This window comes from Terrisphaera buseokensis, assembly GCF_047521145.2.
Classification (GTDB): domain Bacteria; phylum Verrucomicrobiota; class Verrucomicrobiia; order Opitutales; family Opitutaceae; genus ER46.
Map to the genome: position 1 here is coordinate 220,250 of NZ_CM134186.1, position 21,655 is coordinate 241,904.

The window sequence follows — 21,655 nt, forward strand, 5'->3', positions numbered from 1 at the left end:
TCTCCTGGGACCGCGACCGCCCCCGGTCGCATCCGACAAAAAAGCGACCGAGGGCGGTCGCGGTCCCATCAAACCTTTAACGGTGCTTCGGTGGGTCCGGGCAGCACCCAGCGGTTGAAGCTCTCGCGGCGCAGGCCGCAGCGCTCGAAGGCCTCGCCGAAATTCGCCGGCCAGCCCTGGCGCGAGCCACCGTGCGTCCAGCGCCAGAACAAGCGTTCGCGTTCGGCCGCGAGGTAGCGATCGCTCGCTCCGCGGCCGCCGAGGAGGCTCTCGGCATTGCGCAGAAACGACCACCACTCCCAGAACGAACCCCCCGTGTCCGCGAGCTTGTGCATTTTCGTGGGCTGCCACGCGGCGGCGGCCAGCGCCTCGCCGAGGTGGATGCGTTGGACGCGTTCCCAGGTCAGGAAGTTGGCGAGGCCCGTGGCGTTCGCGCTGCGCACACAGGTGATGGCGTGCTCGACGGGATCGCCGGCGAGCATCGCATCGTTGCCGCCTTCGCGGCCCTGCCACCAGCCGCAGACAAAGTCAGGCAGTGTCTCCAGCCGTCCGAGCAAGGCCTCAGGCGTCGTGGCGTCGTCCTCCCGGTAACGCAGGTTGACCGCCTGCCACGTCGCGGACTCGTGCCAGCGGAAATCCGCCAGCCAGCTGGCGTCGGCAAACTCGCGCGCGGCGACGTCGCTGAAACATGCGATTACCTCGCCTTCGACGTGAGGGAGGGACGGGTCGGGTGGCGTGGCGTCGGCGGGCGGATCGTCGAGGGCGACGACCTCGATGCCGGCGGGCGCGAGGACGGCGCGCACGCGTTCGGTCCACGCGGTGGTGTCGACAAGGAAACGCGTTGCCTCATCCGCGGGCCAGTCGGGGCCGGCGCCGGGGTTGTCCGGATCGAAGCGCGCGTCGTAGCGGGCCATCAGGTCGTCGGCCTCGCGGGCCAGCTCCTCGCCCAACCCGGCCTCCGCACTCGTGACGGCGGAGGTCCAGCGGGCGCGCGCCGCCTCGTCGTCGGCCCAAAGGCAGACGCCCGCACGCCACTCAAAATTCACGCGCAGTCTCATGCGAAACGAGCGCCGAGAAAACCGGGTCCTGTAACGCAGTAAAGCGTGTTGGCGCCGGCGGGTGCGGCGGGCGCGGCCGGCGGCAGGTGTGCGGATATTGAACGCGAACAGCCGGCGCTATTCCGGGCGCGGACTGGGCTCGGCGCTTGGCGTGCGGCTCGGAATGTAATAATGATTCCCCGGCGGGGTTTCACCGGTGGTGAACGCATTCGTGCACACAATCGATCTGATGGACTGGATCCGATGGCTCTTCCCGATCGGCATCGACGGGCCGGCGGAGCCTGTGGGCCCGGCGGTCGACGAGGATGCGGTCTGGCTGGCCCGGCTGGCAGACGGGGACGAGTCGGCGCTGCAACGTCTTTTCGATCGGTGGAAATTGCCGCTGCTGAGTTTCTTTTACCGTGCGCTCGGGTCGCACGCCGATGCCGAGGACCTCACGCTCGAGGTGTTTGTGCGGCTCCATCGGGCGGCGCGGGACTATCGACCGACGGCGAAGTTCTCCACGTACCTGTTCCACATTGCGGAGAATCTGGTGCGCAACGAGTGGAGGCGGCGGCGGCGCAAGCCCGCGAGTCCGGTGCCGCCGGAGCTCTTCGATGCGGTGCCCGGGCTGGCGGATTCCACGCAACGGCTGCACGAAATCGAAGAGGTGTTTCAGCAGGCCATGATGCGCCTGCCGGAAAAATCGCGCACCGCACTGCTGCTGGTGCAACAGCAACAGGTGAGTTATACCAATCGCCGTTATTAATTAGACTTTAGGTTGGCGCGCCAGCGTTTACGCCGTCGAGTAGCCAGCCGCGGCCAATCAACTCCGCGACGCGGGCGCTCTCGGTGCGCCACGGTCGCAGCGCGGCGAGCAGATGATCTTCGAGGCGGCGCAGGCTCGGATAGAGTCGATTGCAGATCTGGTCCTTCACCAAGTCACCGAGTTTCTCGACCGGATTGAGTTCTGGGCTATAGGGCGGCAAGGGCAGCAGTCGGACGTTCTTGGGCAAGCGCGGATCAGCGAGTGGCAGGTGGAAGCCGGCCTGGTCTTGGATCACGACATGCAACGCCGCCGGGTCCGTGGCGCCGAGCTGTTGAAGAAACAGCGCATGCACGTCTTGGTCGATGCACGGGGTGAACAGTAGTTCCAGGCGGTTGGCGCCATCGACTTCCAGCGCCTCGTGGAGGTAGCCCCACTGATAACGCGTCGCATACGGGGCGTGCACGCGGACCCCGCGTTGGCCCCAGACCCGACGGATCACGGGCAACAAGCCATAGCGGTGCTCATCGAGCACCCACAACCGCACCGGTTGTCCGGTGCGCGCGGCCGGACCGGCGAGCGCTTCCAGTTTCAGGGGCAGTTCGACTTTGAAGGCCGCGGCTTTCGCGGGATCCTTTTCGCATGGCTCTTGCGGGGCACTTTGAGCTTACCGCCCAACCGGCGCAGCACCTTGAGGGCACCGCTCTCACTGAGGGTTTTGCGGGTGCGCTTCTTAATCCAAGCTTGGGCGTCCTTCGCTCGCCGGAACTGCCCGGCGGCCAACCGTTCCAGGAACTCGGTTTGCACGGCCCCACGCACGGCCGGCCGGTTTCCCGGCGCCTTGCCCCGCTGCAGCAGAGCGGCCACGCCGCCGGCGACGACCTTGTCCCGATACGTGAACACCGTCTGCCGCGACACATCCGCAATCTTCATGATCTCCGCCACCGTCAGTTCGTGCTGCGCGATCAGCCGCACCACCAGCAGGCGCCGCCGCGCCCAGTCCGGCTGGGACTGCGTCCACGCCGCCTCAATCTGTGCCACCACTTCCTCGCCCAGTTTCGGTAGAGTTCTCGCCATGCCCCCGGACTACTCCAAAGCGACCTGCTTGTATAGTCTAAATGTTAGAGGCTGTTGGTATTACCCGGAGGCGGCGGCGGCGCTGCGCATCACCGAAAACGCGTTGCGGGTGCTGGTGCACCGGGCGCGACACCTGCTCAAAACTGAAATGGAGGCACTCTCATGAACACTCCGCACCCCCATCCATCCGGCGACGACCAGGTCGATGCGCTGCTCGCCCGCCGTTATCGCGACACGACGCCGGAGTTCGAAGCGCGCTGGGTCGCACTCAAACGTGAACTCCGCACGGCCCCGCCGCCCGCGCGGCGTTGGACGTGGCTCGGCTGGGGCGGCGCGCTGGCGCTCGGCGGCGTGGCGGTCGTGGCCGTCGCGCTGCTGGTGTTCACGCCAGCGTTCCGTGAATCGCCCACCTCGCCGACCGTGGTCGAGGTCTCGCCGCGCCTGGCCGAGCTCTTTGCCATGGAAGTGGTGCTCGGTCGGGCCGCGGTGTTGCTCGATGCCGAGAACCGCGACGCCTTGCTGCACCTGCCTGTCCCGCCCCAACCCAGGATCTGACCCCCGCCATGAAAACGTTTCCCGCCCGTCTTGTCCTTGCTCTCGTCGTTGTCGTTGTCGGTGTGTTAACCGCGTGCGGCGCTGAGCCGGTGAAACCCGCCGCCCGGCCGGGCCCGGACGTGAAGGAGTTCGCGGCCGTCGAGCAGTTTCTCGGTCTCTCCGATGCCGAACTCGATCAGATGCAGCAGGTGCTGGCGCGGATCCGGGCCATGAAACCGGCGGAGCGGGCCGCGCTGCGCGCCGAGATGGACAAATACCGCCAGCTGCCGGAAGGGCAGCGGCAACAACTGCGTCAGGGCTGGGGTGGGATGCCGCGTGAAGTGCAGGACGCGTGGCGCGAGATGATGCAGGGCGCCACGCCGGAACGCCGGACCGAGATTCAAAACAGGATTCAGTCCCTGGATCCGGAGGCGCGCTTGAATTACCGCCGGCAGCTGACGGAGGAGTATCTGAAAAACAAAGCGGCGAAGCCGTGAGGATCGGCCGGCGGGCTTTGGCCGGTGGGCCTTTCCTGCGCAGGAAAAAGCCGGGTCGTTGGACCCGGCTTGTTGCTTTCTGTCGGGAGAATCATACCAAACGCTGCTCGCATTTGGACTTCTGGATCGATCGTGGCTACGAGCGCCAGCGAGTGGCCGAACGACCACTCGCTGGCGCTCGCAGCTACCGCTAAAGTCCAAAGGCAAAGCGCGATTGGTATCAGCCGCGCGGCGGCGCACCTGATCCGTCCTGCGGGCCGGCCGGATTGGCGGGCTTGTTGGGTCCGCCGGTGCCGTCGCGCTTGGGTGTCCGACTGGGATTCACGGGCGCGGTGCGGCCGCTGCCGCCGCCATCCTGGTTTGGGCTGCAATCGGGATTGGCAGGACTGGGCGTGCGCACGGTTGGGCCGCGTCCGGAGCCACCGGCGCCGCGTCCGGCGGCGGCTACGGCGGGGCTGAGGATCAGCGCGCTCAGCGTGAGGGCGAGGACGACGATACGATTTGTTTTCATGAGTTTGAATCGGGTTCGCCTGATCAAACCCCGGCGAACGCGCGACATTACAGGGCGTGCTCGCTGTACCGCCGCCGGTCGGGCGCCGCTCAGCCACGGACACATGCAGTTGAAGGTTGAAAGGTGAAAGTTGAAAGAACCGGAAACACCGGGGTGCCCTCAGGACATCGTATCCAACCACCGTCGATTGGGTTCGAATTCAGTCACGCACCCGGTCGGTGGAAACCTGCCCGCACTCTAGGTCCGTTGGCTCCTGCTGGGGATTGGTGGCTTTCACCGTTCAACTTTCACCTTTCAACTGAACGGTTCCGGCGAAGAGCCGGGCACGCCCGATCGGCGACCATCGTTCGTCCCTTGTAATATCCGCGCGGCGCCGGAGTTTGATCAGGCAGAACCTGCCATAACCTATGAAAACGAACTCCTGTTCACTCAGTGTCCTGCTCAGTTTCGCGTTGGCGCCGTTGGCGCTGGCGGCTTCCGGTCAACGCGGTCCCGCCGTCGCCACTCCCGCTACCCCTGTCGGCTGCACTGCCGGCAGTCAGGCCTGCAAGGGGGCCGGTCCGTCCGATTGTGCCGGGACGTGCACCGCAGTGACGTCTGACTCCACCCCGCTCGTCCTCGGGAGCGCGGCCCAGACCGGGCTGCTGTTCCAGATCGATGAAGAGCGGATGGCGCGCGAACTCTACCTCGCGTTTGCCGGCAAATGGGCCCTGCGGCCCTTCGAAAACATTCCGGTCGCCGAAGCCCGCCACGAAGCGGTGCTGCGTCAGCTGGCGTTGCGCGCCGGGCTGACCGCACCGGTGGCGGTGGCCGGGCGCTTTGCCTCGGTCGAGGTGCAGCAACGCTACGATGCGCTGTTGGCGTTGGGACTGGAATCGGCCGACAGCGCGCTGCGGGCGTCGGCCTTCGTCGAGGAGCAGGACATCGCGGATCTGCAAACCCTGATCGCCTCGACTGATAGTGCGGCGCTGAAGGAAGCCGCGACGGCGTTGAAGACCGCGTCGGGCCACCATCTCAACGCATTTGTCGGCGTGCTGGCGTCGCGTGGGATCACCTACGCCCCCAAGGTCCTCACGGCGGAGGAGTTCAAGGCGATGATCAGCGAAGGTGGCCGCGGCATGGGGCCGGGTCTTGGGATGAGCGCGGGCCGTGGCCGCGGTCGTTCGTAACCCGCCGCGCCCTTCGGTACTGAAGAAACTTCAACTCAACTTTCCCCGACCATGCACGAACATCCCCAACGTTTCCAGTGGCGTGCGTTCACCAGTGTGCTCGTCGCCCTCGGCTTCGCGATGATTGCGCTGAGCGGCGTGGTGCTCTTTCTCGCTCCGCCAGGGCGCGTCGCCAACTGGACCAACTGGACCATGCTGGGCCTGCGCAAGAGCGACTGGGGCGGCCTGCACATCTGGTTCGCGGCGGTCTTCCTCGTGATGACCGCCGTGCACCTCGGCTTCAACTGGCGGCCGATGGTCAGCTACTTCAAGACCCGGGCGCAACGGAGCCTCGGTTTCCGTCGCGAGTGGGCCGTGGCCGCGGTGGTGAGCGTGCTGGTGTTTGCCGGGACGCGGGCGGGTGTGGCGCCGTTTTCCACCCTGCTGGCCTGGAATGAAGCGTTGAAGGAAGGATGGGATCGGCCGGCGGAGCGGGCGCCGATTCCCCACGCGGAACGGTTGACCCTGACGGCGCTGGCCACGCAGGGCGGCGTGGACCTGGCCGCCGCCACGGCGCGTCTTGCCGCGCGCGGCATCACGAGCTTCACGCCCGACACCATCGTCGAGACGATCGCCGACCGGGCGAAGCTGCCGGCCCGCGAGATCTACACGATCATCGTGACGGCTCCCGGTGCCGCCGGCGGACACGCGGAGGGCAAGGCGGGCGGCGGGCCGGGTTGGAAAACACTCGCGCAACTGTGCACGGAGGAGGGAATCGCGCTGGAGCTGGCCCGCGCCCGGCTGGCGGCGAAGGGCATCCGCTGTGAGGATACGCAGACCCTGCGCGAGATCGCCTCGAGCAACGGGCGCAAGCCGTACGACCTGTTGGAAGTGATCCGGACGCCCTGAACCTCGCGCGCGCCGGCCCCGGGTCCGGCGCGCGTCGGTGTCACCCGTTTCCCGCCTAACCGCGGCAGGTTTCGTCCATGATCGCCACCATCGTGTCCTCGACTTCCTGCGCCGCCGCGGCCGCGCCTGCGACCCCGAACAGGGTCAGCAGTGACGTGGGTTTGATGGTGGCCAGGATGGTCCGGCCGTTCTCTTCGTAAACGGAGATCCGGCACGGCAGCGCAGTTGAAATTTCGATGGCCTGATTCAGGACCTGCTGGGCCTGAAGCGGATTGCAGACCTCAATCACGCGGCATTCGCGACTGAACGGAACGCCTTTGCTCTCCATCTTCTCGCGCAGGTTGTGCGTGGCGAGGACGCCGAACTTATGCCGCTGCGACACCTCGGCCAGGCGCGTGCAAACGGTTTCGAGGGGCTGCGTGGTGGAGCGGGTGAGGACGAAGTCGGTTTTCATGCGAGGGACGGATGGCGATGGCCGGGCAGAGAGGGGAACGTGGACGCAGACCGTGGCAGGGCGCGGAGGTTCGGTTCAGTCCTTGCGTTGGGTAACTTCCGGCCGGCGGGCCACCACCTGCACGACCGCGCCACGGCCGGTGTGACCGCGACCCTCGATGACGTCGCGTTCGCATTCCCGCCCGATGATGAAGTCGAGACCGCGCAGCTCCTCCCGCAACGCCGTCAGCGTCATGCAGAGCGTGGGATCCTTCGGGCCGCCGGTGCCGAAGGCCAGTTGCGCCGGCGTGTAGGCCTCGAGCAGATACACGCCGCCGGGCCGCAGGCCGGCCACCACCTGCGCGTGCATGCGCTGGCGCACGGCGGGCGGCACGTGCGCAAACGTGGCGACGATCCCCGCCCAGTGGCCAGGGGCGATAGCGTACGCTGCGAGGTCGACGACCGCGGTGGCGAGCGCAACGCCGCGGGCTTCGGCGAGCGCCCGGGCCTTGGCTAGGCCGACCGACGAAGCGTCAACGGCCGTCACGGCGTGGCCGTGTCCGGCGAGAAACACGGCGTTGCGCCCCTCGCCCTCGGCGAGGCAGAGCACGGGCCCGGCGGGAACGTGTCCAGCCATCGCGGATACGAAGGCGTTGGGCTCCGTGCCGTAGTAGTAGGTGGGGCCGGTGAAACGGTCGTTCCAGTGCGAGGGGTCAGTGGTCACGGGCGTGGAGGATGCCGTCTTCCATTTCGAGGATGCGATCGAAGAGGTCGAGCGAACGTGGATCATGGGTCACGACGATCACGCCGGCGCGCTGCTCGTGCGCGATGTCGTGAAAGAGCGTCATGACCTGTCGGCCGAGATGGCCGTCGAGGGCCGCGGTGGGTTCGTCGGCGAGGATGAGACCGGGACGATTCGCGAGCGCCCGGGCGATGGCGACGCGCTGCTGCTGTCCGCCGGAGAGCATGAACGGCAGACTGTTCAACCGATCGCCCAGGCCCAGGTGGTCGAGCAACTCTCCGGCGCGCTGCCGGGCGGCCCGGGGTGCGACGTCGTTGATCTCGAGCGCGACCTGCACGTTCTGCCGGGCCGTGAGAAAGGGAATCAGGTTGGCCTTCTGGAAAACGAAGCCGAGATGGTGCCGCCGGAACGCACGGAGTTCCACCAGCGCGCGCGGGCCGTCCATCACGTCCGTACCGGCGATGGCGATACGTCCGCTCGTGGGCGGATTGATCAGGCCCACTGCGGTGAGCAGCGTGGATTTGCCGGAGCCGCTCGGTCCGAGCAGGGCGACAACTTCGCCGCGCGCGACGCTGAAGCTGGCGTTCTTCACGGCGATTACCTCCGTGTTACCACTGCCGTAGATCTTCGTGAGATCCTCGACGTGCACGGCCAGTTCCCGCGGGGCCGCGGGCACCGGCGATAGGGTGGCAGTGCGATCGGGATTCACGAGAGAACGATGTTCGGCTGGATGCGCAGCGCCTTCCAGATCCCGAGGCCGCTCGCAGCCACCGAGATCAGCAGCACGATGCCGGCCAGCAGCAGCAGATCGGGCGGCGTGATCAGCACGAGGCGGGGAAACACTGGAAAAATCCACTGGCCGAGCGTCCACGCGATGGCGTAGCCGACGGCGCCGAGCACGAGCGCCTGCTGCAGGATGAGGCCGATGATGACGCGGTTGCGCGCGCCGATGAGCTTGAGCATCGCGATGTCGTGCGCCTTGTCCAAGGTCAGCGTGTAGATGATCAGCGACATGATGATCGCCGACACCAGCACGAGCACCGCGCGGAAAAGTCCGATCTGACGGCGGGCGCGGTCGACGCTGCCGCGCAACAGCAGATCGCGTTGCTCCGCGCGCGTGTACACGGACACATCGGGCCAGCCCGCGATGATGCGGGCGACGGCGGTGGCGTCGGCGCCCGGTGCCACGGTCACCAAAATTGCGCTGACCGAGGGCGGCGCGAGCGCCGGCAGACCGGCCGCGGCATTGCCGGCGCGCTCGAGCAACGCCGGTTGCTGCAAGCCGAGGTCGCTGGTGCCGGCACGCGCCCGACGCGCGGCGCGTTCGAGTCGAATCGCTTCGCCGGGAAGATCGAACTGCACCGACTGGGCGTCGCGCAGGGTGAAGAACGTCAGCGGATCGCCGGCCGACGACGTCATGCCGCGCGTGAGCCCGACGACCGTGTACGTATCCTGGCCGAGCCGGACGCGCTCGCCGAGCGGCAGACCGAGCGACTGGTCGGCGATGACCTCGAAATGCGCCTGGCCGAGCGACCGGCCGGCGACGAGCGGCAGCGTCTGGCCGCGATCACCGGGCCAGTCGAGTCCCTGCACAGCGAAACGCCAGGGCTGGCCGGCGCGTTCCCGCTGCACGGTGTGGGAGACAAAGCGGCGGGCGGTGGCGACGCCCGGGACGGCCTCGAGTCGCGGCGCGAGGTTCGCGGGGACGCGGGAGATTTCCGCGAAGGGGCCGCGCGTGGCGTGCTGCACGACCCACAAATCGGCGTCGAGCCGCTCGATCAGCAGCGTGGCTTCATGGACCAGGCCGGCATAGATGCCGCCCATGCCGAGCACGATCATGAGCAGCAGCCCGATGCCGGCGGCGGTGAGCGCAAAGCGGCCGCCGTTGTGGCGGATGTCCTGGACGGCGAGGTTCACGGCGCAGTGAGACGACGGCCATCGAGCGAGGCACCGGTGACCGCGGGACGCACCACGCGGTCGCCCGCTTTCAGGCCCGTGCGGATCTCGACGAGCGTGGCGCCGCGCAGGCCCGGCTCGATTGGCTGCCAGCGGGCGCGGCCGTCACGCTGTACCCAGGTTCCGGAGACGCCATCGCGGTGGAACAGGAACGCCGGTGGCAGCGCGACCACGCCGGCGCGCCGTCCGGTCTCGATGTACACTTCGGCGCGCTGGCCGAGCGTCCAGTTGGCTGGGAGGCGGTCGACGCGCACGTCGACCAGGAATTCACGCGTCTCCCGATCCGTTTCGCGACCGAGACGCGCGACGCGGCCCGGATACGGCGTGTCGGGCTCCGCGCGAAAAACCACGCGGGCGGGCTGGTCCGGCGCGAGCCGGGCGATGGCCGTTTCGTCGACCCAGGCCGAGACCCAGATCTCCTCCGTGGCGATCAAGTGAAGCACCGTGGAGCCCGGCGTGACGACGTCACCGGGGTGGCGGTCGCGGCGGGCCACGAGGCCGGCAAACGGCGCGACGAGCCGCGTGTGTGCGAGCAGTTCCTGTTGCAGGGCGACCTGGCGCGCGGCGGCGGCCTCGGCCTGGACGGCTTCGGCGATGGCGGCGCGGCCGCGGGCGAGATCGGCCTCGGCGATGCGCAACTGCTCGGTGGCTTTGTCGCGTTCGGATTCGGCGACGCTGCGGCTGTCGGCCAGCGACACCGCACGGGCGTGTTCGAGTTGCGCCCGCTTCAGCACGGCGGCGGCGCGCGCCTCGTCGGTCCGAATGCGCGCGGTGGTGGCCGCGGCCGCGGTGCTGCCCGCCTCGGCCGCCTCGAGGTGACGCCGGGCTTCGACGTCATCGAGCGTGGCCAGCAACTGCCCCGCGGTGACACGATCGCCCTGGTCGACCAGGACGGCGGTGAGGCGGCCCGTGAGGCGCGGACTGATCGAAGCCGCCAGGCGGGCTTCCAGCGTGCCCGTGCCGAGCGTCTCGCCGCTCACATCCGCCGTGGCAACCGTGTGGCCGATGGCGGCGACCGGTGCGAAGCGAATCCAGTAAATGGTGACGGCGGCAACGGCTGGAATCGCCAGCCATTTGAGGACGCGGACGGAAAGGAGTTTCATGATCGGTCCTCGGGGATGAGCGTGGAACTATACGTTCACGGCGTGGGCAGTTTGGCGGGTGAGCGCGGATCGAAGTGCGCGCGAATGCCGCCCGTCAGGGCGGAGACCTGGAACCCGTTTTGCGCGAGCACGCGGGCGGCGAAGTAGGCGGTCTTCCCGAGAGCGCAGACCGTGATCACGGGCCGGGTGCGATCGAGTTCGCCGAGTCGCGCGCGGAGCGCGCCGAGGGGAATGTTGATCGTGCCGGCGCGCGGGAGCGGATGCGCGGCGACCAGCGGCGGCGGGCGGACGTCGAGGATCTGCACCGTGGGGTCGTCGGGCAGGACGTCGACGGGCGTGACGAGGCCGTCACGGGTGTTGCAGGCGGTGAAGCCGGCGAGATTGACGATGTCCTTGGCGGCGCCGAACGGCGGCGCGTAGGACAGTTCGAGTTGCGCCAGATCGTCGATGGTCAGTCCGCCGGTGATGGCGGTGGCGAGCACATCGAGCCGTTTGTCGACGCCGGCGAGGCCGGTGACCTGCGCGCCGAGAATGCGCCCCGTGACCGGTTCCCAGATCAGTTTCAGCAGGATCGGCTTGGCGCCCGGAAAATAGCCCGCGTGGTGATTGTCGTTGACGGTGGCGGTGCGGAATGAGCGGCTGGCGGCGCGGAGACGTTTCTCGGTCCAGCCCGTGAGTCCCGCCGCGACGTCGAACGCGCGGACGATGGCAGTGCCGAGCGAGCCGGGATACGGCTGGGTGGTTGTGGGGTGGAAGCTGTGATCGGCCGCGAGCCGGCCCTGGCGGTTGGCGGGACCGCCGAGCGGCACGGACACTGGCTCGTGCGTGATGAAGTCCTCGGTTTCGATCGCGTCGCCGGCCGCGTAGATCGCGGGATCGCTCGTTTGCATGAAGCCGTTGACGCGGATGTGGCCACGCGGACCGAGCGCGAGACCGGCGTCGCGGGCGAGTGCGGTGTCGGGTCGCACGCCGATGCTGAGCACGACCAGATCCGCGGCCACGGCGCGACCGGACGCGAGGCGGCAGGTCAGCGGATCGCCGGGTTCGAAGGCCGTGATGCCGTCGCCGAGGACGAGGTCGACATGGTGTTTGCGAAGTTCGTCCTCGAGCAGGCGGGTCATCGGCCGATCGAGGGGCGGCAGCACCTGGTCGGTGAGTTCGACGAGTGTAACCGCTTTTCCGAGACGCTGGAGTTGTTCGGCCATTTCGAGGCCGATGAAGCCGGCACCGATGACGGTCACGCGCGTGGCGTGGGTGGCGGCGGCCTTGATCCGATCCATGTCGCCGAGCGAGCGCAGCGTGAGGACGCGCGGGTCGTCGATGCCGGGCAGCGCGGGGCGCAGCGGGACGGCACCGGGGGCGAGCAGGAGTTTGTCGTACGGCAGCCACCCGGTGGTGCCGGCGGCCAGATCGCGGAACTGCACGCGTTGTCCTGGCCGGTCGATGGCGATGATCTCGGTGCTCGTGCGCACGTCCAGGGCGAGCAGGGCCTTCAGCGTTTGCGGCGTGTGCACGGCGAGTGCATCGCGCTGCTTGATCTCGCCGCCGATGAAATACGGGAGGCCGCAGTTGGCGAAGGAGACGTCGGGGCCGCGTTCGATCAGCGTGATGCTGGCAGACTCGCTGAGACGACGGGCGCGGGCGGCAGCGGAGGCGCCGGCGGCAACGCCGCCGACGATGACGAAACGCAGGGGAGTGGACATGGCGGGAGGAAGATGGGAAACCACGTGGCTGTAGGCCGAGCGAGTCGGTCCCGGACGAGTGGCTGCCGGCTGGGATGAAACCGAATTGCGGCGGTCGTAGATTCTGACCCGCCTCGAAATGGACGGCGGAGGAGCCGTCGGGCGCGCGCGAGGTGCATGCCTTGGCGAATGAGCCAGGCGTGCGCCCGGATCGTTACGACTGCGAGCGGTCGTCGCGCTTCACCGCACAGGTGCTGAGGCCGAACGGCAGATAAGCCGGACAGAAACGCACAAGCGCAGTGAGGATCGGCACGAGGCCGATGAGGCCCCACCAATTCTTGTAGTAGTATCCGGCGCCGAGGAGCGCGAGGCCGAGAATGATGCGAAGGGTGCGGTCGATGCCGCCGACGTTGGGTTTCATGGTTGGTGGAGTTGCGGACGTGAGGCCGATCTCAGTTTGACTGCGGACAGAGGGTGCGGCGCTCGGTGCGCTCGATGAGGACGAATACCGTGAGGGCGATCGCGATCAGGGCGGCAAACCACACCAGTGCGGGTACGCCGGAGACATCGGGCAGGCGCACCTTGCCGAGGGCGCCGACCGGCAGGATGTGCTTCGCGATCCACGGGAAGCTGAAGGCATAGAGCGTCCCGCCCACGAGCAGGCCGGCGAGTCCGACCACGGCGTGAATACTCCCCGATGCCGCGGCGGCGATGGCGGTGCCCGGACAGTAGCCGTAGAGCACCATGCCCACGCCGAAAATCGCGGCGCCGATCACGATGCCGAGCATGTTGGCGGCCTTGATGTGGTAGTTGGCGAGGCCGGCGGAATTCAGGGCGAGCACGCCGAGGCCGCCGACGATGATCGCCGTCATCATGATTTTCAGGACCGTGAAATCACGGAAGCGAAACTGGTTCACGATGACGTTGTAGTTGGCGACGCCGCCACGGTGGAGCAGCACGCCGAAGACCGCGCCGAGCGCGACGGCGGCGACCAATGCGGTGGAACCGGTGACGGGAGGAGTGACGGCAGCGAGCGTGAGCATGGTGGGGCGCGATTAGGGGTTGGCCGAGCGGCTGGAGCCGAAGAGCACGAGGCTGGTGACGATGCCCGCGGCGAAGAGCGTGAGAAAAAACGTCCATCCGCCCACCGCGAGCTGGAGGCTGCCGCTGATGCCGTTGCCGCTCGTGCAGCCGTCGGCGAGGCGCGCGCCGAACATGGCGAGGATGCCGCCGAGGAACGCGGCGGCGAAGCGCTTGGGCGCGGACGAACCGAAGCGTTCGCGCCAGACCAGGGGAACCGTCTCGGCGCGAAAACTACCGGAGACCACGGCGGAGAGAAAACCGCCCAACGCGATGCCGCCCAGGAACAGCATGCCGTAGTCCCATTTGAAGACGTGGCTCTTGAAGTAGGTGTTGGCCGCCACGGTGTCGGCGCCGATGAACGGTGCCGCGCACGCGCCAGCCAGGCCGGTGAGCGACGTGGTGACGCCGAGCGGTTTGTCGACGAGGGCGAAGACCGCCCAGCTGAGCACGCCGATGGCGGCGCCGACGACGTAGGGGTTCCAGCGCGATTGGCGCAGAAAGCCCGGAGTGGAAGACGTGGAGGACATGAAGGGGGGTGGAGACGGGGGGATCGGTCGCGGGGTGCAGGTGCGTTCAGCGTGACGTGGCGTCGGGTTTTACGAGCGGCCACCCGGCTGCGACCCAATCGGTGATGCTGCCGGCATTGGCCGTGCGAAACCCCTCGGCGGCGAGTATCCGCGCCGCCATGACGGAGCGCCCGCCGTGCGCGCAGTAAAACAACATCTCCTTTTCGGTGTGATCGGCCAGGAAGCGCTGCCACTGGGTGCGACTGCCCGTGAGGTCGGACAGCGGGAGCAGTTTCGCGTGCTGGGCGACGCCCGAAGCCCATTCACGGGGTTCGCGCACATCGATCAGAATGGACTCTCCGGCGCGGACACTGGCGGCGCACTCGAGGGGATGAAGGCGGGGGGCGGAGGTGAACATGGACTTGATCAGTTTGAATGGGTTCATGACGTGACCGGGTCGGCCGGTGCGCTGGTGCGACTGTTGGCCATGAAATAAAGCACCGGCACCGCGAGCCGGCTGATGAGCAGCGAGGCGATCTCCCCGAACATGAGACTGATCGCCAGACCTTGGAAAATCGGATCGGCCAGAATCACGCTTGCGCCGACGACAACGGCGAGGGCCGTGAGCAGCATCGGGCGAAACCGCACTGCGCCCGCTTCGATAACGGCGTCGCGCAACGCCAAGCCGTGCGAACGGCGCAGCTCGATGAAGTCGACGAGGATGATCGAGTTTCGCACCACGATGCCCGCGCCCGCCATGAAACCGATCATCGACGTGGCGGTGAAGAACGCGCCGAGCGCCCAATGCGCCGGCAGGATCCCGACGAGCGAGAACGGAATCGCGGCCATCACGACGAGGGGCGTGACGTAGCTGCGGAACCAGCCGACCATCAGCATCGCGATCAGCACGAGCACCGCGGCAAATGCGAGGCCGAGATCGCGAAAGACCTCGAGCGTGATGTGCCACTCGCCGTCCCACTTCAACGCCGGCGTCTGATCATCGGTCGGCAGATTGAGGTGAAAAATGGGCAGCGCCCCCTCCGTCGCGCCGTACTTCCGTGCGTCGAGGGCGCGAATCGCGCGATCGATCGTGTACATCGCGTAAGCCGGGCTCTCGACGGCGCCGGCGACGTCTGCCGTCACGTAGGTCACCGGCAGCAGATTCTTCCGGTAGCGATTGGGCTCGGAGGTCGTTCGTTCGACCCGCACGAGTTCAGAGAGCGGCACGAGTCCGCCGCCCGGTGCACCGCGGCCGCTGCGGACCTGAAGGGCCAGCAGCGACTCGGGCTGGCTGCGCGTGGACGACGGAAATTCGAAATGGATCGGCACGTCCTCGCGTTCCGCCGGCAGGTGCAGGAGATCGATCGACTGGCCCTGGGCGGCGAGTTGCAGCGTCTGGGCGATCGCAGCTTCGCTGAGCCCGTGCAGCGCGGCCTTGGCCTTGTCGACGACGTAGCGAACCTTTGGCTGCGGATCCTCGACGTACCAGTCGATGTCCACGACCCCGGTGGTTTCTCCCATGATGCGCCGCACCTCGCGGGCGAGTGCGATGCGCTGCGTTTCGTCGGGGCCGTAGATTTCGGCGACGATCGACTGCAGGACCGGCGGTCCGGGTGGCACCTCGGCCACGGCCACGGCTGCGCCGTATTTTTTGGCAATCGCGGTCACCGCGGGCCGGATACGCTTGGCGATCGCGTGGCTTTGGTGGGAGCGCTGATCCTTGCCGACGAGGTTGACCTGGATGTCGGCGACGTTGGGTCCGCGGCGCAGATAGTAGTGGCGGACGAGGCCGTTGAAATTGAACGGCGCGGCGGTGCCCGAGTAGATTTGGTAGTCGCGCACCTCGGGTTCGCTCCGAATGGCGGCGGCCATCTCCTGGGCGATTTGCGTCGTTTCCTCGAGCGTCGTGCCTTCGCGGGTGTTGAGGATGACCTGGAACTCCGACTTGTTGTCGAAGGGCAGCATCTTGATCGTGACGGCCCCAGTCAGCACGAAACCCGCGGAGGCGAGCAGGAGCAGCGCGATGGAAATCAGAAACAGCCAACGCCAGCGCGCGCGGTCGAGGAGCGGACCCATCACGCGGTAGTACAGGCGGGTGAACCAGTCGCCCGGCGGGGCGTCGTGGTCGGCGCCCGGTGCGTGTCCGGCGCTCGTGTGCCGGCGCAGCATGCGGATCGCGGCCCAGGGAGTGATGGTAAACGCGATTGCGAGCGAGAACAGCATCGCCGCGGTCGAACCGATCGGAATCGGCCGCATGTACGGTCCCATCAGGCCGCCCACGAAGGCCATGGGCAGGATCGCCGCGATGACGGCCCACGTCGCGAGAATCGTCGGGTTGCCGACTTCGTCGACGGCCTCGAGTGCGATCCGGGCGAGCGGTTTCCCGGCGGATTCCGGCAGCCGGACGTGGCGCACGATGTTTTCCACGACCACGATCGCGTCATCGACGAGGATGCCGATCGAGAAGATCAGCGCGAAGAGCGTGATGCGGTTGAGCGTGTAGCCGTACAGGTAGAAAATGAAGAGCGTCAGCGCGAGCGTCGAGGGGATGGCGAGCATCACCACGATCGATTCGCGCCAGCCGAGGAAAATCAGGATGAGGATCGCGACGCCGAACACCGCGATGCCCATGTGGAGCAGCAGTTCGTTGCTCTTCTCGGCGGCCGTGTGGCCGTAGTCGCGGGTGACGGAGATGCCGACTTCGGCGGGCAGGAGCGTGCCGCGCAGGGCGTCGACTTTGGCGAGCACGGAGTTGACGACGTCGATGGCATTTGCGCCCGGACGCTTCGCGACGCTCAGCGTGACCGCTGCCTCCAAGTCGCCGGTGCCCGACCCGTGCAGCACGTAGTGGGCAGGCTCCTCCGCCGCATCGGCGATCGTGGCGACGTCGCGCAGGTAAACGGGTTGGTTCTCGAACACGCCGACGACGACCGCGCCGACGTCGGCAGCGTCACGGAGAAACGTGCCGGTCTCGAGCAGGACCTCGGCGTTGGCAAACGGACGGGAGCCCGCCTGCACCTGGCGGTTGGCCTGTTGCAGCGCCGGTACGAGATCCGTGATGGCGAGGCCGCGGGCGACGAGGGCGGTGCGGTCAAACTGGACGCGCATCATGCGGCGGGTGCCGCCGATCAGCGTGGTCTCGGCCACCTGCGCCACCGACTTGATCGCATCGTCGACCTGGGCGGCGAGGCGTCGCAGCGCGAGATGATCCAGCGTCCGACTGTGCAACGTCAGGGCGAGCACCGGCACGTCGTCGATCGTGCGGGACTTGGCGAGCGGCAGGCCGACGCCCGGCGGAATGCGATCGAGATTGCCCTGCAGTTTCTGGTTCAGCCGCACGAGGGCGGCCTCGATGCGCGTGCCGACCTTGAAGCGCACGGCCACCATCGCACTGCCGGGGCTCGAGGTGGAGTATAGATATTCGACGTCCGGAATCTCCCAAAGCAGTTTCTCCATCGGCCGGGTGACGCGGTTCTCGACCTCGGCGGCGCTGGCCCCCGGCATGCCGGCGTAAACGTCCACGATCGGCACGTTGATCTGCGGCTCTTCCTCGCGGGGCAGCATCCAGACGGCGAATACGCCCAGCACAATCGAGGCGATGACCGCAATCGGGGTGAGTTTTGAGACGACGAAGATCGCGGCGATCCGGCCGGCGATACCCTTGGGCGCCGGCGAATCGGCGGGCTGAGGTGCCTGGCTCACGGTAGGACCTCCAGCGGCTGGCCTTCGCGCAGGCCCGCCGGCGGCGCGAGGACGACGCGTTCGTTCTCGGCGAGGCCGGAAAGGATTTCAACGAGGGGCCGGCCCGCGGTGGTGCGGGCGGCACCGGACCTGACCAGGCGAAGCACCGCTCGATTGCCGTCGCCGACGACAAACACCCGCTCCATCTGGCCGTTGAGCGAAACCGCCTCGGCGGGCACGAGCAGCGCGCGTATCGCCGGTCCGGGGACAAGGACGCGCGTGAACTGGCCGGAGCGGACGGAGTTTCCCGCCGGCACCGCGATTTTTACCTGAATCGAGCGGGTGGCCGGATCGGCGCGGGAGGAAATTTCCCGCAACGTGCCGCTGAACGTGGTGCCACCCGTCTCGATGGCGAACAGCGCGCCCGCCTTGAGCGTGGCCGCAAACGAGTCGGGGATCGTCGCTTCGACTTCAAACTCGCCGGTGCCCTCGAGTTCGAGCAGCGGCTGGCCCGGATTGGCGAGATCGCCGGCATCGACGAGTTTGCGCGCGACGACGCCGTCGAAGGGGGCGCGGATTTCCGCGTAGGCAAGCTGGGCTTCGGCCTCCTTCACGGTGGCTTCGCTGCCGCTCAGGCGATCCTGGAGGTTGCGGACGGTTTCGGCGGTGCTGGCGCCCTTGGCGAGCAGGTCGCGCTCCCGCTCGAGATCGCGACGGGTCACGTTGAGCTCGGATTGCGCGCGACTGAGACGGGCGCTGGCGTCGGCGGAGTGGATCTTCACCAGCACGTCGTTGGCCCGGACCGCCTGCCCGAGCGTAATTGGGAGCTCCGTGATGGCGCCCATCACCTTGGCGGCGAGCACCGCCCGGCGGACGGGCCGGATGGTGCCGGTGACTTCGGTCAAACGGGGAATCTCGGCGGCCTGCACTGGGGCGACGCGAACCTTGGCGACCGGCAGGGGCGGGATATTCGGTACGGCGTCCGGTTTGGCGCAGCCGGCGACGAAGGTGAGGAGGAGTGCGGCGAGCAAAGCGGATTTCATGGCGGCGGGGAGTCAGGGTTTGGCGGTGGTCGGCAGACCGAGCGCGCGGCGCAGTTCGATCACGGCGATGCGTTCGTCGGCGGCAGCGAGCGTTTGCCCCAGGCGCATTTCTATCAGGCGGCTTTCGGCGCCGATCAGCTCGACGGCAAGCAAGGCGCCCTTTTCAAAGCGAGCGCGACTGAGGGCCGCGCTTTCTTCGGCTTGGGCGACGGCGCCGGCGGTGACGGCCGCGCGTTCTCGGGCCGTGGCGAGGGCCAGTCGGGCTTGTTCCACTTCGAGGCCGATACCGAGGGTGGTTTTGCGCAGGAGCGCCTTTACCTGGGCGAGTTCGGCTGTGGCCTGCCGGATTTTGGCGTTGGTGCGTCCGCCGTCGAAAACGCTCAGCTCGACGCTGAGGCCGCCTTGGAGGCTGTCGGCGTGGCGGGCGTACTGCCAGCCTTGGTCATATTGGGCGCTGACGTAGGCGTTCACATTGGGACGGTTGCCGCCGCGCGCAGCGTCAACCAGCGCCTCGGCCGCGCGCAGGCGTTCCTGCAGTCCCAGCAGTTCGGGCCGTTGGGAGAAGTCGGATACGTCGGGCGCGATCAGGCCGCTGAGGGCGGGGTCGTTGGCCGCGAGTTCGACCGGCTCGCTGGTAGGATCTCCACCCAGGACAAAGGTGAACGTCCGCGCGGCCAGGGCGGCTCCCTGGCGGGCGGAGAAAAGCTGCTCCTTGGTCCGGGCGGTCTGCACCTCGAGACTGAGCAAGTCGGCTTTCAGCATCTGGCCGGCTTCGAAGCGAAGGCGCGCGTTGGCGACGCTCGCGTCGTACACCTTCACGCCGGCTTCGAGGGCCGCGACACCTTCGCGGGCCTTGTGGAGCGTGAGCATGACCTTCACTACTTCCTTCGCGAGCTGCTGCTGCACCGCGCGGAGTTCCTGTTCGGCGGCGCGAGTGCCGGCGCGGGCGGCCGCGCGGCGGGCCGTGGGCTGGCCGCCGTTGTAGAGATTATAGACGGCGGTACCGGTGAGGTTGAGATCGTCGACCCAGCCCGGCCGGTTGAAGTTGAGGTCGAAGCTGAAATTGCGCTGGTTGAGCGCGGCCGTGAGTCCGTTCATCGCGCTGTTGCTCTGCGTGTAGCTGCCGGTGACGAATACCTGTGGCAGCCAGACCGAGTCCGCCTGCTTGACCATGGCGGATGCGGCCTCAATTCGGTGCCGGGCCGATTGGACGTCCGGGTTCTGCCGCAGCGCCGTGTTCACCGCCGCGTCGACGGTCCAGACTTCCGCCCGACTGGCCGCTGCGCCACCGGCGACGGCGAGAACAGTGACGATGCGAAGGAGCGTCATGGCGGTGACTCCTAGCGTGCACTCAGCGCCCAGAGCACGCCGAGGGTGGTTCCGTAGAGCGCCCCGCGCCACCAGGTGGAGGTGAGGGGGCAGGTGCCGCTGGAGCACTGGCCGAAATAGCCCATCAGGCCGCCAAGCGTCGCGCCGACGGCGATGGGAACCAGGGAAGCGAGCGAGAGTTTCATGGCGGAGGTGGGGAACGACGCGGGGGAGGTGACGGGATGGCGGAAAGATGACGCGTGGCCGGAGCCAGGGTCAGTGTCGGCCGCCCCAGTGAATGGTACCGGTGTCATCGAGCCACCCGAGTTTGCGGAGCAACAGGCTCGGCGGGCAGAAGCCCGTGAATACGGACTGGATCAGGTTGAGGCCGGCGAAGGCCGGCAGCAGCAGCCACCAAGGGCTCACCCAGTAGGCGAGAGCGGTGCCAGTCAGGGTGACGGTGCCGGCGAGGAGTCTGATAAGGGAATCGATCTTCATGGCTGGGGCGGTTTCGCTTTGACTTAATATGAGCATATACTCATATACTTGAAACTATGTCAAGCCCGTGTTCGCGTTGGCGGATGCCAAAAAAAGCCCCCCTTTCCGAGGCCGCACTCGAACTGGTGGCGCGTCGTTTCGCCGTTCTGGCGGAACCGATGCGGCTGCGCCTGATCCAGGCGCTCTTTGCCGGCGAGATGAATGTCAATGCGCTGGTCGAGGAGACGGGCGGCACGCAGGCGAACATCTCACGCCACCTTCAGACCCTGACGCAGGCGCACATCCTGTCGCGTCGTAAGGAGGGGCTGCAGGTGTACTACGCGATTGCCGATCCGACCATTTTCAAGCTTTGCGAACTGGTGTGCGGTAGTCTGGAGAAACAGTTCACGCGGCACGCCGAGTCGCTCGGCAGCGACGGCCGTTGAAGCCGAGCTCTCGTCAACGCGCGAGATCGTAGAGTGCGTAGCCAGCGAGCAGATTCGGCAACGCCGGACACGGGTCGTGCCAGTTGCCGGACAGGTGGACCCGGCGGGCGATGCGAATGCCCTTTACCTCGCAGAAGTGCTCGAAGTCTGCGATCGTGACGGGATTGGCGGGCCGGCTTTCGAACCACTCGGTCGTGTAAACTTGGTTTCGAATCTTGCGGCCCTGCAGCAGGGTGTTGATCCGGTTTTTCCAGAAACCGTGATTCACGAAGCCGACGGTCAGCGCACGCCCGACGCGCAGCGCCTCGAGGATCACCGTCGTAGGATCGGCGAGTTCCTGCACGGTGCGGGAGCAGATGACGCGGTCGAAATGCTTTTCCGGAAACGCGCGCATGAACGCCGTCATGTCGCCCTGATAGGCGGCGAGACCGCGACGCACGCAGGCGGTGATCCGGCCGAAGTCGAGATCCACGCCCACCGCCGAGACCTTTTTGCTCTGCACGAGATAGTCGAGCAGCACGCCCTTGCCGCAGCCGAGATCAAGTACGCGGGTGTTGGGTTCGACCCAATCCCCGATGATCTCCATGTCGACGGTGCGCTTTTCGACGAATCGGCTCATGGGAAGTTGCCCGGGAATCCGCGCGGATGGCCGCGAAGAGCCAGAGGGCCGGCGGGCTCCGTTTGGCATTCGTAGTGATTCGCGTGCATTGGCGGGCG

At 67.4% G+C, this 21,655-nt stretch carries 26 protein-coding genes; 6 read left to right on the forward strand and 20 right to left on the reverse strand.

All coding sequences use genetic code 11. The features are described from left to right. Nucleotides 1-68: 68 nt before the first annotated feature. Complete coding sequence (locus ACLJEU_RS00845; RefSeq protein WP_414662616.1) at nt 69-1,058, reverse strand: hypothetical protein; 990 nt, start codon at nt 1,056-1,058, stop codon at nt 69-71. Nucleotides 1,059-1,257: 199 nt separating this feature from the next. Here ACLJEU_RS00845 and ACLJEU_RS00850 point away from each other — a divergent pair, with 199 nt between their 5' ends. Further along, nucleotides 1,258-1,806 (forward strand): RNA polymerase sigma factor, encoded by a 549-nt coding sequence (locus ACLJEU_RS00850; protein ID WP_457795327.1) that lies wholly within the window; start codon nt 1,258-1,260, stop codon nt 1,804-1,806. A gap of 7 nt (nt 1,807-1,813) precedes the next feature. Here the strand turns inward: ACLJEU_RS00850 and ACLJEU_RS00855 are convergent, their stop codons facing one another. Next, a complete protein-coding gene (locus ACLJEU_RS00855; protein WP_457795291.1) occupies nt 1,814-2,305 on the reverse strand; it encodes a transposase in 492 nt (163 codons plus the stop codon). Nucleotides 2,306-2,394: 89 nt separating this feature from the next. After that, nucleotides 2,395-2,880: a helix-turn-helix domain-containing protein gene (locus tag ACLJEU_RS00860; protein ID WP_414662711.1), complete on the reverse strand. Its 486-nt coding sequence runs from the start codon at nt 2,878-2,880 to the stop codon at nt 2,395-2,397. 162 nt (nt 2,881-3,042) lie between these two features. Between ACLJEU_RS00860 and ACLJEU_RS00865 the strand changes: the two genes are divergently transcribed. Then, nucleotides 3,043-3,435, forward strand: a complete 393-nt coding sequence (locus ACLJEU_RS00865; RefSeq protein WP_414663560.1) for a hypothetical protein — start codon at nt 3,043-3,045, stop codon at nt 3,433-3,435. 8 nt (nt 3,436-3,443) lie between these two features. Then, entirely contained in the window at nt 3,444-3,911 is a 468-nt protein-coding gene (locus ACLJEU_RS00870) for a DUF3106 domain-containing protein (protein WP_414663559.1), read from the forward strand. 220 nt (nt 3,912-4,131) lie between these two features. On the opposite strand, the gene ACLJEU_RS00875 is transcribed toward ACLJEU_RS00870, so the two are convergent. Beyond that, nucleotides 4,132-4,422 (reverse strand): hypothetical protein, encoded by a 291-nt coding sequence (locus ACLJEU_RS00875; RefSeq protein ID WP_414663558.1) that lies wholly within the window; start codon nt 4,420-4,422, stop codon nt 4,132-4,134. 407 nt (nt 4,423-4,829) lie between these two features. Between ACLJEU_RS00875 and ACLJEU_RS00880 the strand changes: the two genes are divergently transcribed. Next, nucleotides 4,830-5,591 (forward strand): DUF2202 domain-containing protein, encoded by a 762-nt coding sequence (locus ACLJEU_RS00880; RefSeq protein WP_457795328.1) that lies wholly within the window; start codon nt 4,830-4,832, stop codon nt 5,589-5,591. 51 nt (nt 5,592-5,642) lie between these two features. Next, entirely contained in the window at nt 5,643-6,479 is an 837-nt protein-coding gene (locus ACLJEU_RS00885) for a DUF4405 domain-containing protein (RefSeq protein ID WP_414663556.1), read from the forward strand. Nucleotides 6,480-6,534: 55 nt separating this feature from the next. Here the strand turns inward: ACLJEU_RS00885 and ACLJEU_RS00890 are convergent, their stop codons facing one another. From ACLJEU_RS00890 to ACLJEU_RS00960, 15 genes are all read right to left on the reverse strand, one after another. Then, nucleotides 6,535-6,933 (reverse strand): DUF302 domain-containing protein, encoded by a 399-nt coding sequence (locus ACLJEU_RS00890; RefSeq protein ID WP_414663555.1) that lies wholly within the window; start codon nt 6,931-6,933, stop codon nt 6,535-6,537. A 75-nt stretch (nt 6,934-7,008) separates the two neighbouring features. Beyond that, a complete protein-coding gene (locus ACLJEU_RS00895; protein ID WP_414663554.1) occupies nt 7,009-7,635 on the reverse strand; it encodes a class I SAM-dependent methyltransferase in 627 nt (208 codons plus the stop codon). Next, nucleotides 7,625-8,362 carry an ABC transporter ATP-binding protein gene (locus ACLJEU_RS00900; RefSeq protein WP_414663553.1) on the reverse strand — a complete coding sequence of 246 codons (738 nt, stop codon included), beginning with the start codon at nt 8,360-8,362 and terminating at the stop codon, nt 7,625-7,627. The genes ACLJEU_RS00895 and ACLJEU_RS00900 overlap by 11 nt, the downstream gene beginning before the upstream one ends. Further along, nucleotides 8,359-9,570 (reverse strand): ABC transporter permease, encoded by a 1,212-nt coding sequence (locus tag ACLJEU_RS00905; protein WP_414663552.1) that lies wholly within the window; start codon nt 9,568-9,570, stop codon nt 8,359-8,361. Before ACLJEU_RS00905 ends, ACLJEU_RS00900 begins: the two co-directional genes overlap by 4 nt. After that, nucleotides 9,567-10,712: an efflux RND transporter periplasmic adaptor subunit gene (locus ACLJEU_RS00910; RefSeq protein ID WP_414663551.1), complete on the reverse strand. Its 1,146-nt coding sequence runs from the start codon at nt 10,710-10,712 to the stop codon at nt 9,567-9,569. Before ACLJEU_RS00910 ends, ACLJEU_RS00905 begins: the two co-directional genes overlap by 4 nt. Nucleotides 10,713-10,747: 35 nt before the next feature. Further along, entirely contained in the window at nt 10,748-12,415 is a 1,668-nt protein-coding gene (locus ACLJEU_RS00915) for an FAD-dependent oxidoreductase (protein WP_414663550.1), read from the reverse strand. Between the two features lie 193 nt (nt 12,416-12,608). Then, nucleotides 12,609-12,815 carry a YgaP family membrane protein gene (locus tag ACLJEU_RS00920; protein ID WP_414663549.1) on the reverse strand — a complete coding sequence of 69 codons (207 nt, stop codon included), beginning with the start codon at nt 12,813-12,815 and terminating at the stop codon, nt 12,609-12,611. 31 nt (nt 12,816-12,846) lie between these two features. Then, nucleotides 12,847-13,437 carry a YeeE/YedE thiosulfate transporter family protein gene (locus ACLJEU_RS00925; RefSeq protein ID WP_414663548.1) on the reverse strand — a complete coding sequence of 197 codons (591 nt, stop codon included), beginning with the start codon at nt 13,435-13,437 and terminating at the stop codon, nt 12,847-12,849. Nucleotides 13,438-13,449: 12 nt separating this feature from the next. Next, a complete protein-coding gene (locus tag ACLJEU_RS00930) occupies nt 13,450-14,004 on the reverse strand; it encodes a YeeE/YedE thiosulfate transporter family protein (RefSeq protein ID WP_414663547.1) in 555 nt (184 codons plus the stop codon). A gap of 46 nt (nt 14,005-14,050) precedes the next feature. Then, on the reverse strand, nt 14,051-14,428 hold the full coding sequence (locus tag ACLJEU_RS00935; RefSeq protein ID WP_414663546.1) for a rhodanese-like domain-containing protein: 378 nt from the start codon (nt 14,426-14,428) through the stop codon (nt 14,051-14,053). Continuing rightward, nucleotides 14,425-17,685 (reverse strand): efflux RND transporter permease subunit, encoded by a 3,261-nt coding sequence (locus ACLJEU_RS00940; RefSeq protein ID WP_414663545.1) that lies wholly within the window; start codon nt 17,683-17,685, stop codon nt 14,425-14,427. The genes ACLJEU_RS00935 and ACLJEU_RS00940 overlap by 4 nt, the downstream gene beginning before the upstream one ends. Continuing rightward, entirely contained in the window at nt 17,682-18,707 is a 1,026-nt protein-coding gene (locus ACLJEU_RS00945) for an efflux RND transporter periplasmic adaptor subunit (protein WP_414663544.1), read from the reverse strand. The genes ACLJEU_RS00940 and ACLJEU_RS00945 overlap by 4 nt, the downstream gene beginning before the upstream one ends. 12 nt (nt 18,708-18,719) lie before the next feature. Then, on the reverse strand, nt 18,720-20,036 hold the full coding sequence (locus ACLJEU_RS00950) for a TolC family protein (RefSeq protein ID WP_414663543.1): 1,317 nt from the start codon (nt 20,034-20,036) through the stop codon (nt 18,720-18,722). 11 nt (nt 20,037-20,047) lie between these two features. Beyond that, nucleotides 20,048-20,221 carry a DUF6132 family protein gene (locus tag ACLJEU_RS00955; RefSeq protein ID WP_414663542.1) on the reverse strand — a complete coding sequence of 58 codons (174 nt, stop codon included), beginning with the start codon at nt 20,219-20,221 and terminating at the stop codon, nt 20,048-20,050. Nucleotides 20,222-20,291: 70 nt separating this feature from the next. After that, the gene (locus tag ACLJEU_RS00960; RefSeq protein WP_414663541.1) at nt 20,292-20,513 is read right to left on the reverse strand and encodes a YgaP family membrane protein; all 222 of its coding nucleotides are present in this window, start codon (nt 20,511-20,513) and stop codon (nt 20,292-20,294) included. An 83-nt stretch (nt 20,514-20,596) separates the two neighbouring features. Between ACLJEU_RS00960 and ACLJEU_RS00965 the strand changes: the two genes are divergently transcribed. Next, complete coding sequence (locus ACLJEU_RS00965; protein ID WP_414663540.1) at nt 20,597-20,938, forward strand: ArsR/SmtB family transcription factor; 342 nt, start codon at nt 20,597-20,599, stop codon at nt 20,936-20,938. Nucleotides 20,939-20,951: 13 nt separating this feature from the next. Here ACLJEU_RS00965 and ACLJEU_RS00970 read toward each other — a convergent pair whose 3' ends face one another. Further along, a complete protein-coding gene (locus ACLJEU_RS00970; protein WP_414663539.1) occupies nt 20,952-21,557 on the reverse strand; it encodes a methionine biosynthesis protein MetW in 606 nt (201 codons plus the stop codon). Nucleotides 21,558-21,655 lie beyond the last annotated feature (98 nt).

Excerpts from the sequence above, each read along its gene's own strand:
- ACLJEU_RS00845 (WP_414662616.1), bottom strand. The coding sequence starts at position 1,058 with ATGAGACTGCGCGTGAATTTTGAGTGGCGTGCGGGCGTCTGCCTTTGG.
- ACLJEU_RS00860 (WP_414662711.1), bottom strand. The coding sequence starts at position 2,880 with ATGGCGAGAACTCTACCGAAACTGGGCGAGGAAGTGGTGGCACAGATT.
- ACLJEU_RS00865 (WP_414663560.1), top strand. The coding sequence starts at position 3,043 with ATGAACACTCCGCACCCCCATCCATCCGGCGACGACCAGGTCGATGCG.
- ACLJEU_RS00870 (WP_414663559.1), top strand. The coding sequence starts at position 3,444 with ATGAAAACGTTTCCCGCCCGTCTTGTCCTTGCTCTCGTCGTTGTCGTT.
- ACLJEU_RS00875 (WP_414663558.1), bottom strand. The coding sequence starts at position 4,422 with ATGAAAACAAATCGTATCGTCGTCCTCGCCCTCACGCTGAGCGCGCTG.
- ACLJEU_RS00880 (WP_457795328.1), top strand. The coding sequence starts at position 4,830 with ATGAAAACGAACTCCTGTTCACTCAGTGTCCTGCTCAGTTTCGCGTTG.
- ACLJEU_RS00885 (WP_414663556.1), top strand. The coding sequence starts at position 5,643 with ATGCACGAACATCCCCAACGTTTCCAGTGGCGTGCGTTCACCAGTGTG.
- ACLJEU_RS00890 (WP_414663555.1), bottom strand. The coding sequence starts at position 6,933 with ATGAAAACCGACTTCGTCCTCACCCGCTCCACCACGCAGCCCCTCGAA.
- ACLJEU_RS00910 (WP_414663551.1), bottom strand. The coding sequence starts at position 10,712 with ATGAAACTCCTTTCCGTCCGCGTCCTCAAATGGCTGGCGATTCCAGCC.
- ACLJEU_RS00915 (WP_414663550.1), bottom strand. The coding sequence starts at position 12,415 with ATGTCCACTCCCCTGCGTTTCGTCATCGTCGGCGGCGTTGCCGCCGGC.
- ACLJEU_RS00920 (WP_414663549.1), bottom strand. The coding sequence starts at position 12,815 with ATGAAACCCAACGTCGGCGGCATCGACCGCACCCTTCGCATCATTCTC.
- ACLJEU_RS00925 (WP_414663548.1), bottom strand. The coding sequence starts at position 13,437 with ATGCTCACGCTCGCTGCCGTCACTCCTCCCGTCACCGGTTCCACCGCA.
- ACLJEU_RS00930 (WP_414663547.1), bottom strand. The coding sequence starts at position 14,004 with ATGTCCTCCACGTCTTCCACTCCGGGCTTTCTGCGCCAATCGCGCTGG.
- ACLJEU_RS00935 (WP_414663546.1), bottom strand. The coding sequence starts at position 14,428 with ATGAACCCATTCAAACTGATCAAGTCCATGTTCACCTCCGCCCCCCGC.
- ACLJEU_RS00945 (WP_414663544.1), bottom strand. The coding sequence starts at position 18,707 with ATGAAATCCGCTTTGCTCGCCGCACTCCTCCTCACCTTCGTCGCCGGC.
- ACLJEU_RS00950 (WP_414663543.1), bottom strand. The coding sequence starts at position 20,036 with ATGACGCTCCTTCGCATCGTCACTGTTCTCGCCGTCGCCGGTGGCGCA.
- ACLJEU_RS00955 (WP_414663542.1), bottom strand. The coding sequence starts at position 20,221 with ATGAAACTCTCGCTCGCTTCCCTGGTTCCCATCGCCGTCGGCGCGACG.
- ACLJEU_RS00960 (WP_414663541.1), bottom strand. The coding sequence starts at position 20,513 with ATGAAGATCGATTCCCTTATCAGACTCCTCGCCGGCACCGTCACCCTG.
- ACLJEU_RS00965 (WP_414663540.1), top strand. The coding sequence starts at position 20,597 with ATGCCAAAAAAAGCCCCCCTTTCCGAGGCCGCACTCGAACTGGTGGCG.
- ACLJEU_RS00970 (WP_414663539.1), bottom strand. The coding sequence starts at position 21,557 with ATGAGCCGATTCGTCGAAAAGCGCACCGTCGACATGGAGATCATCGGG.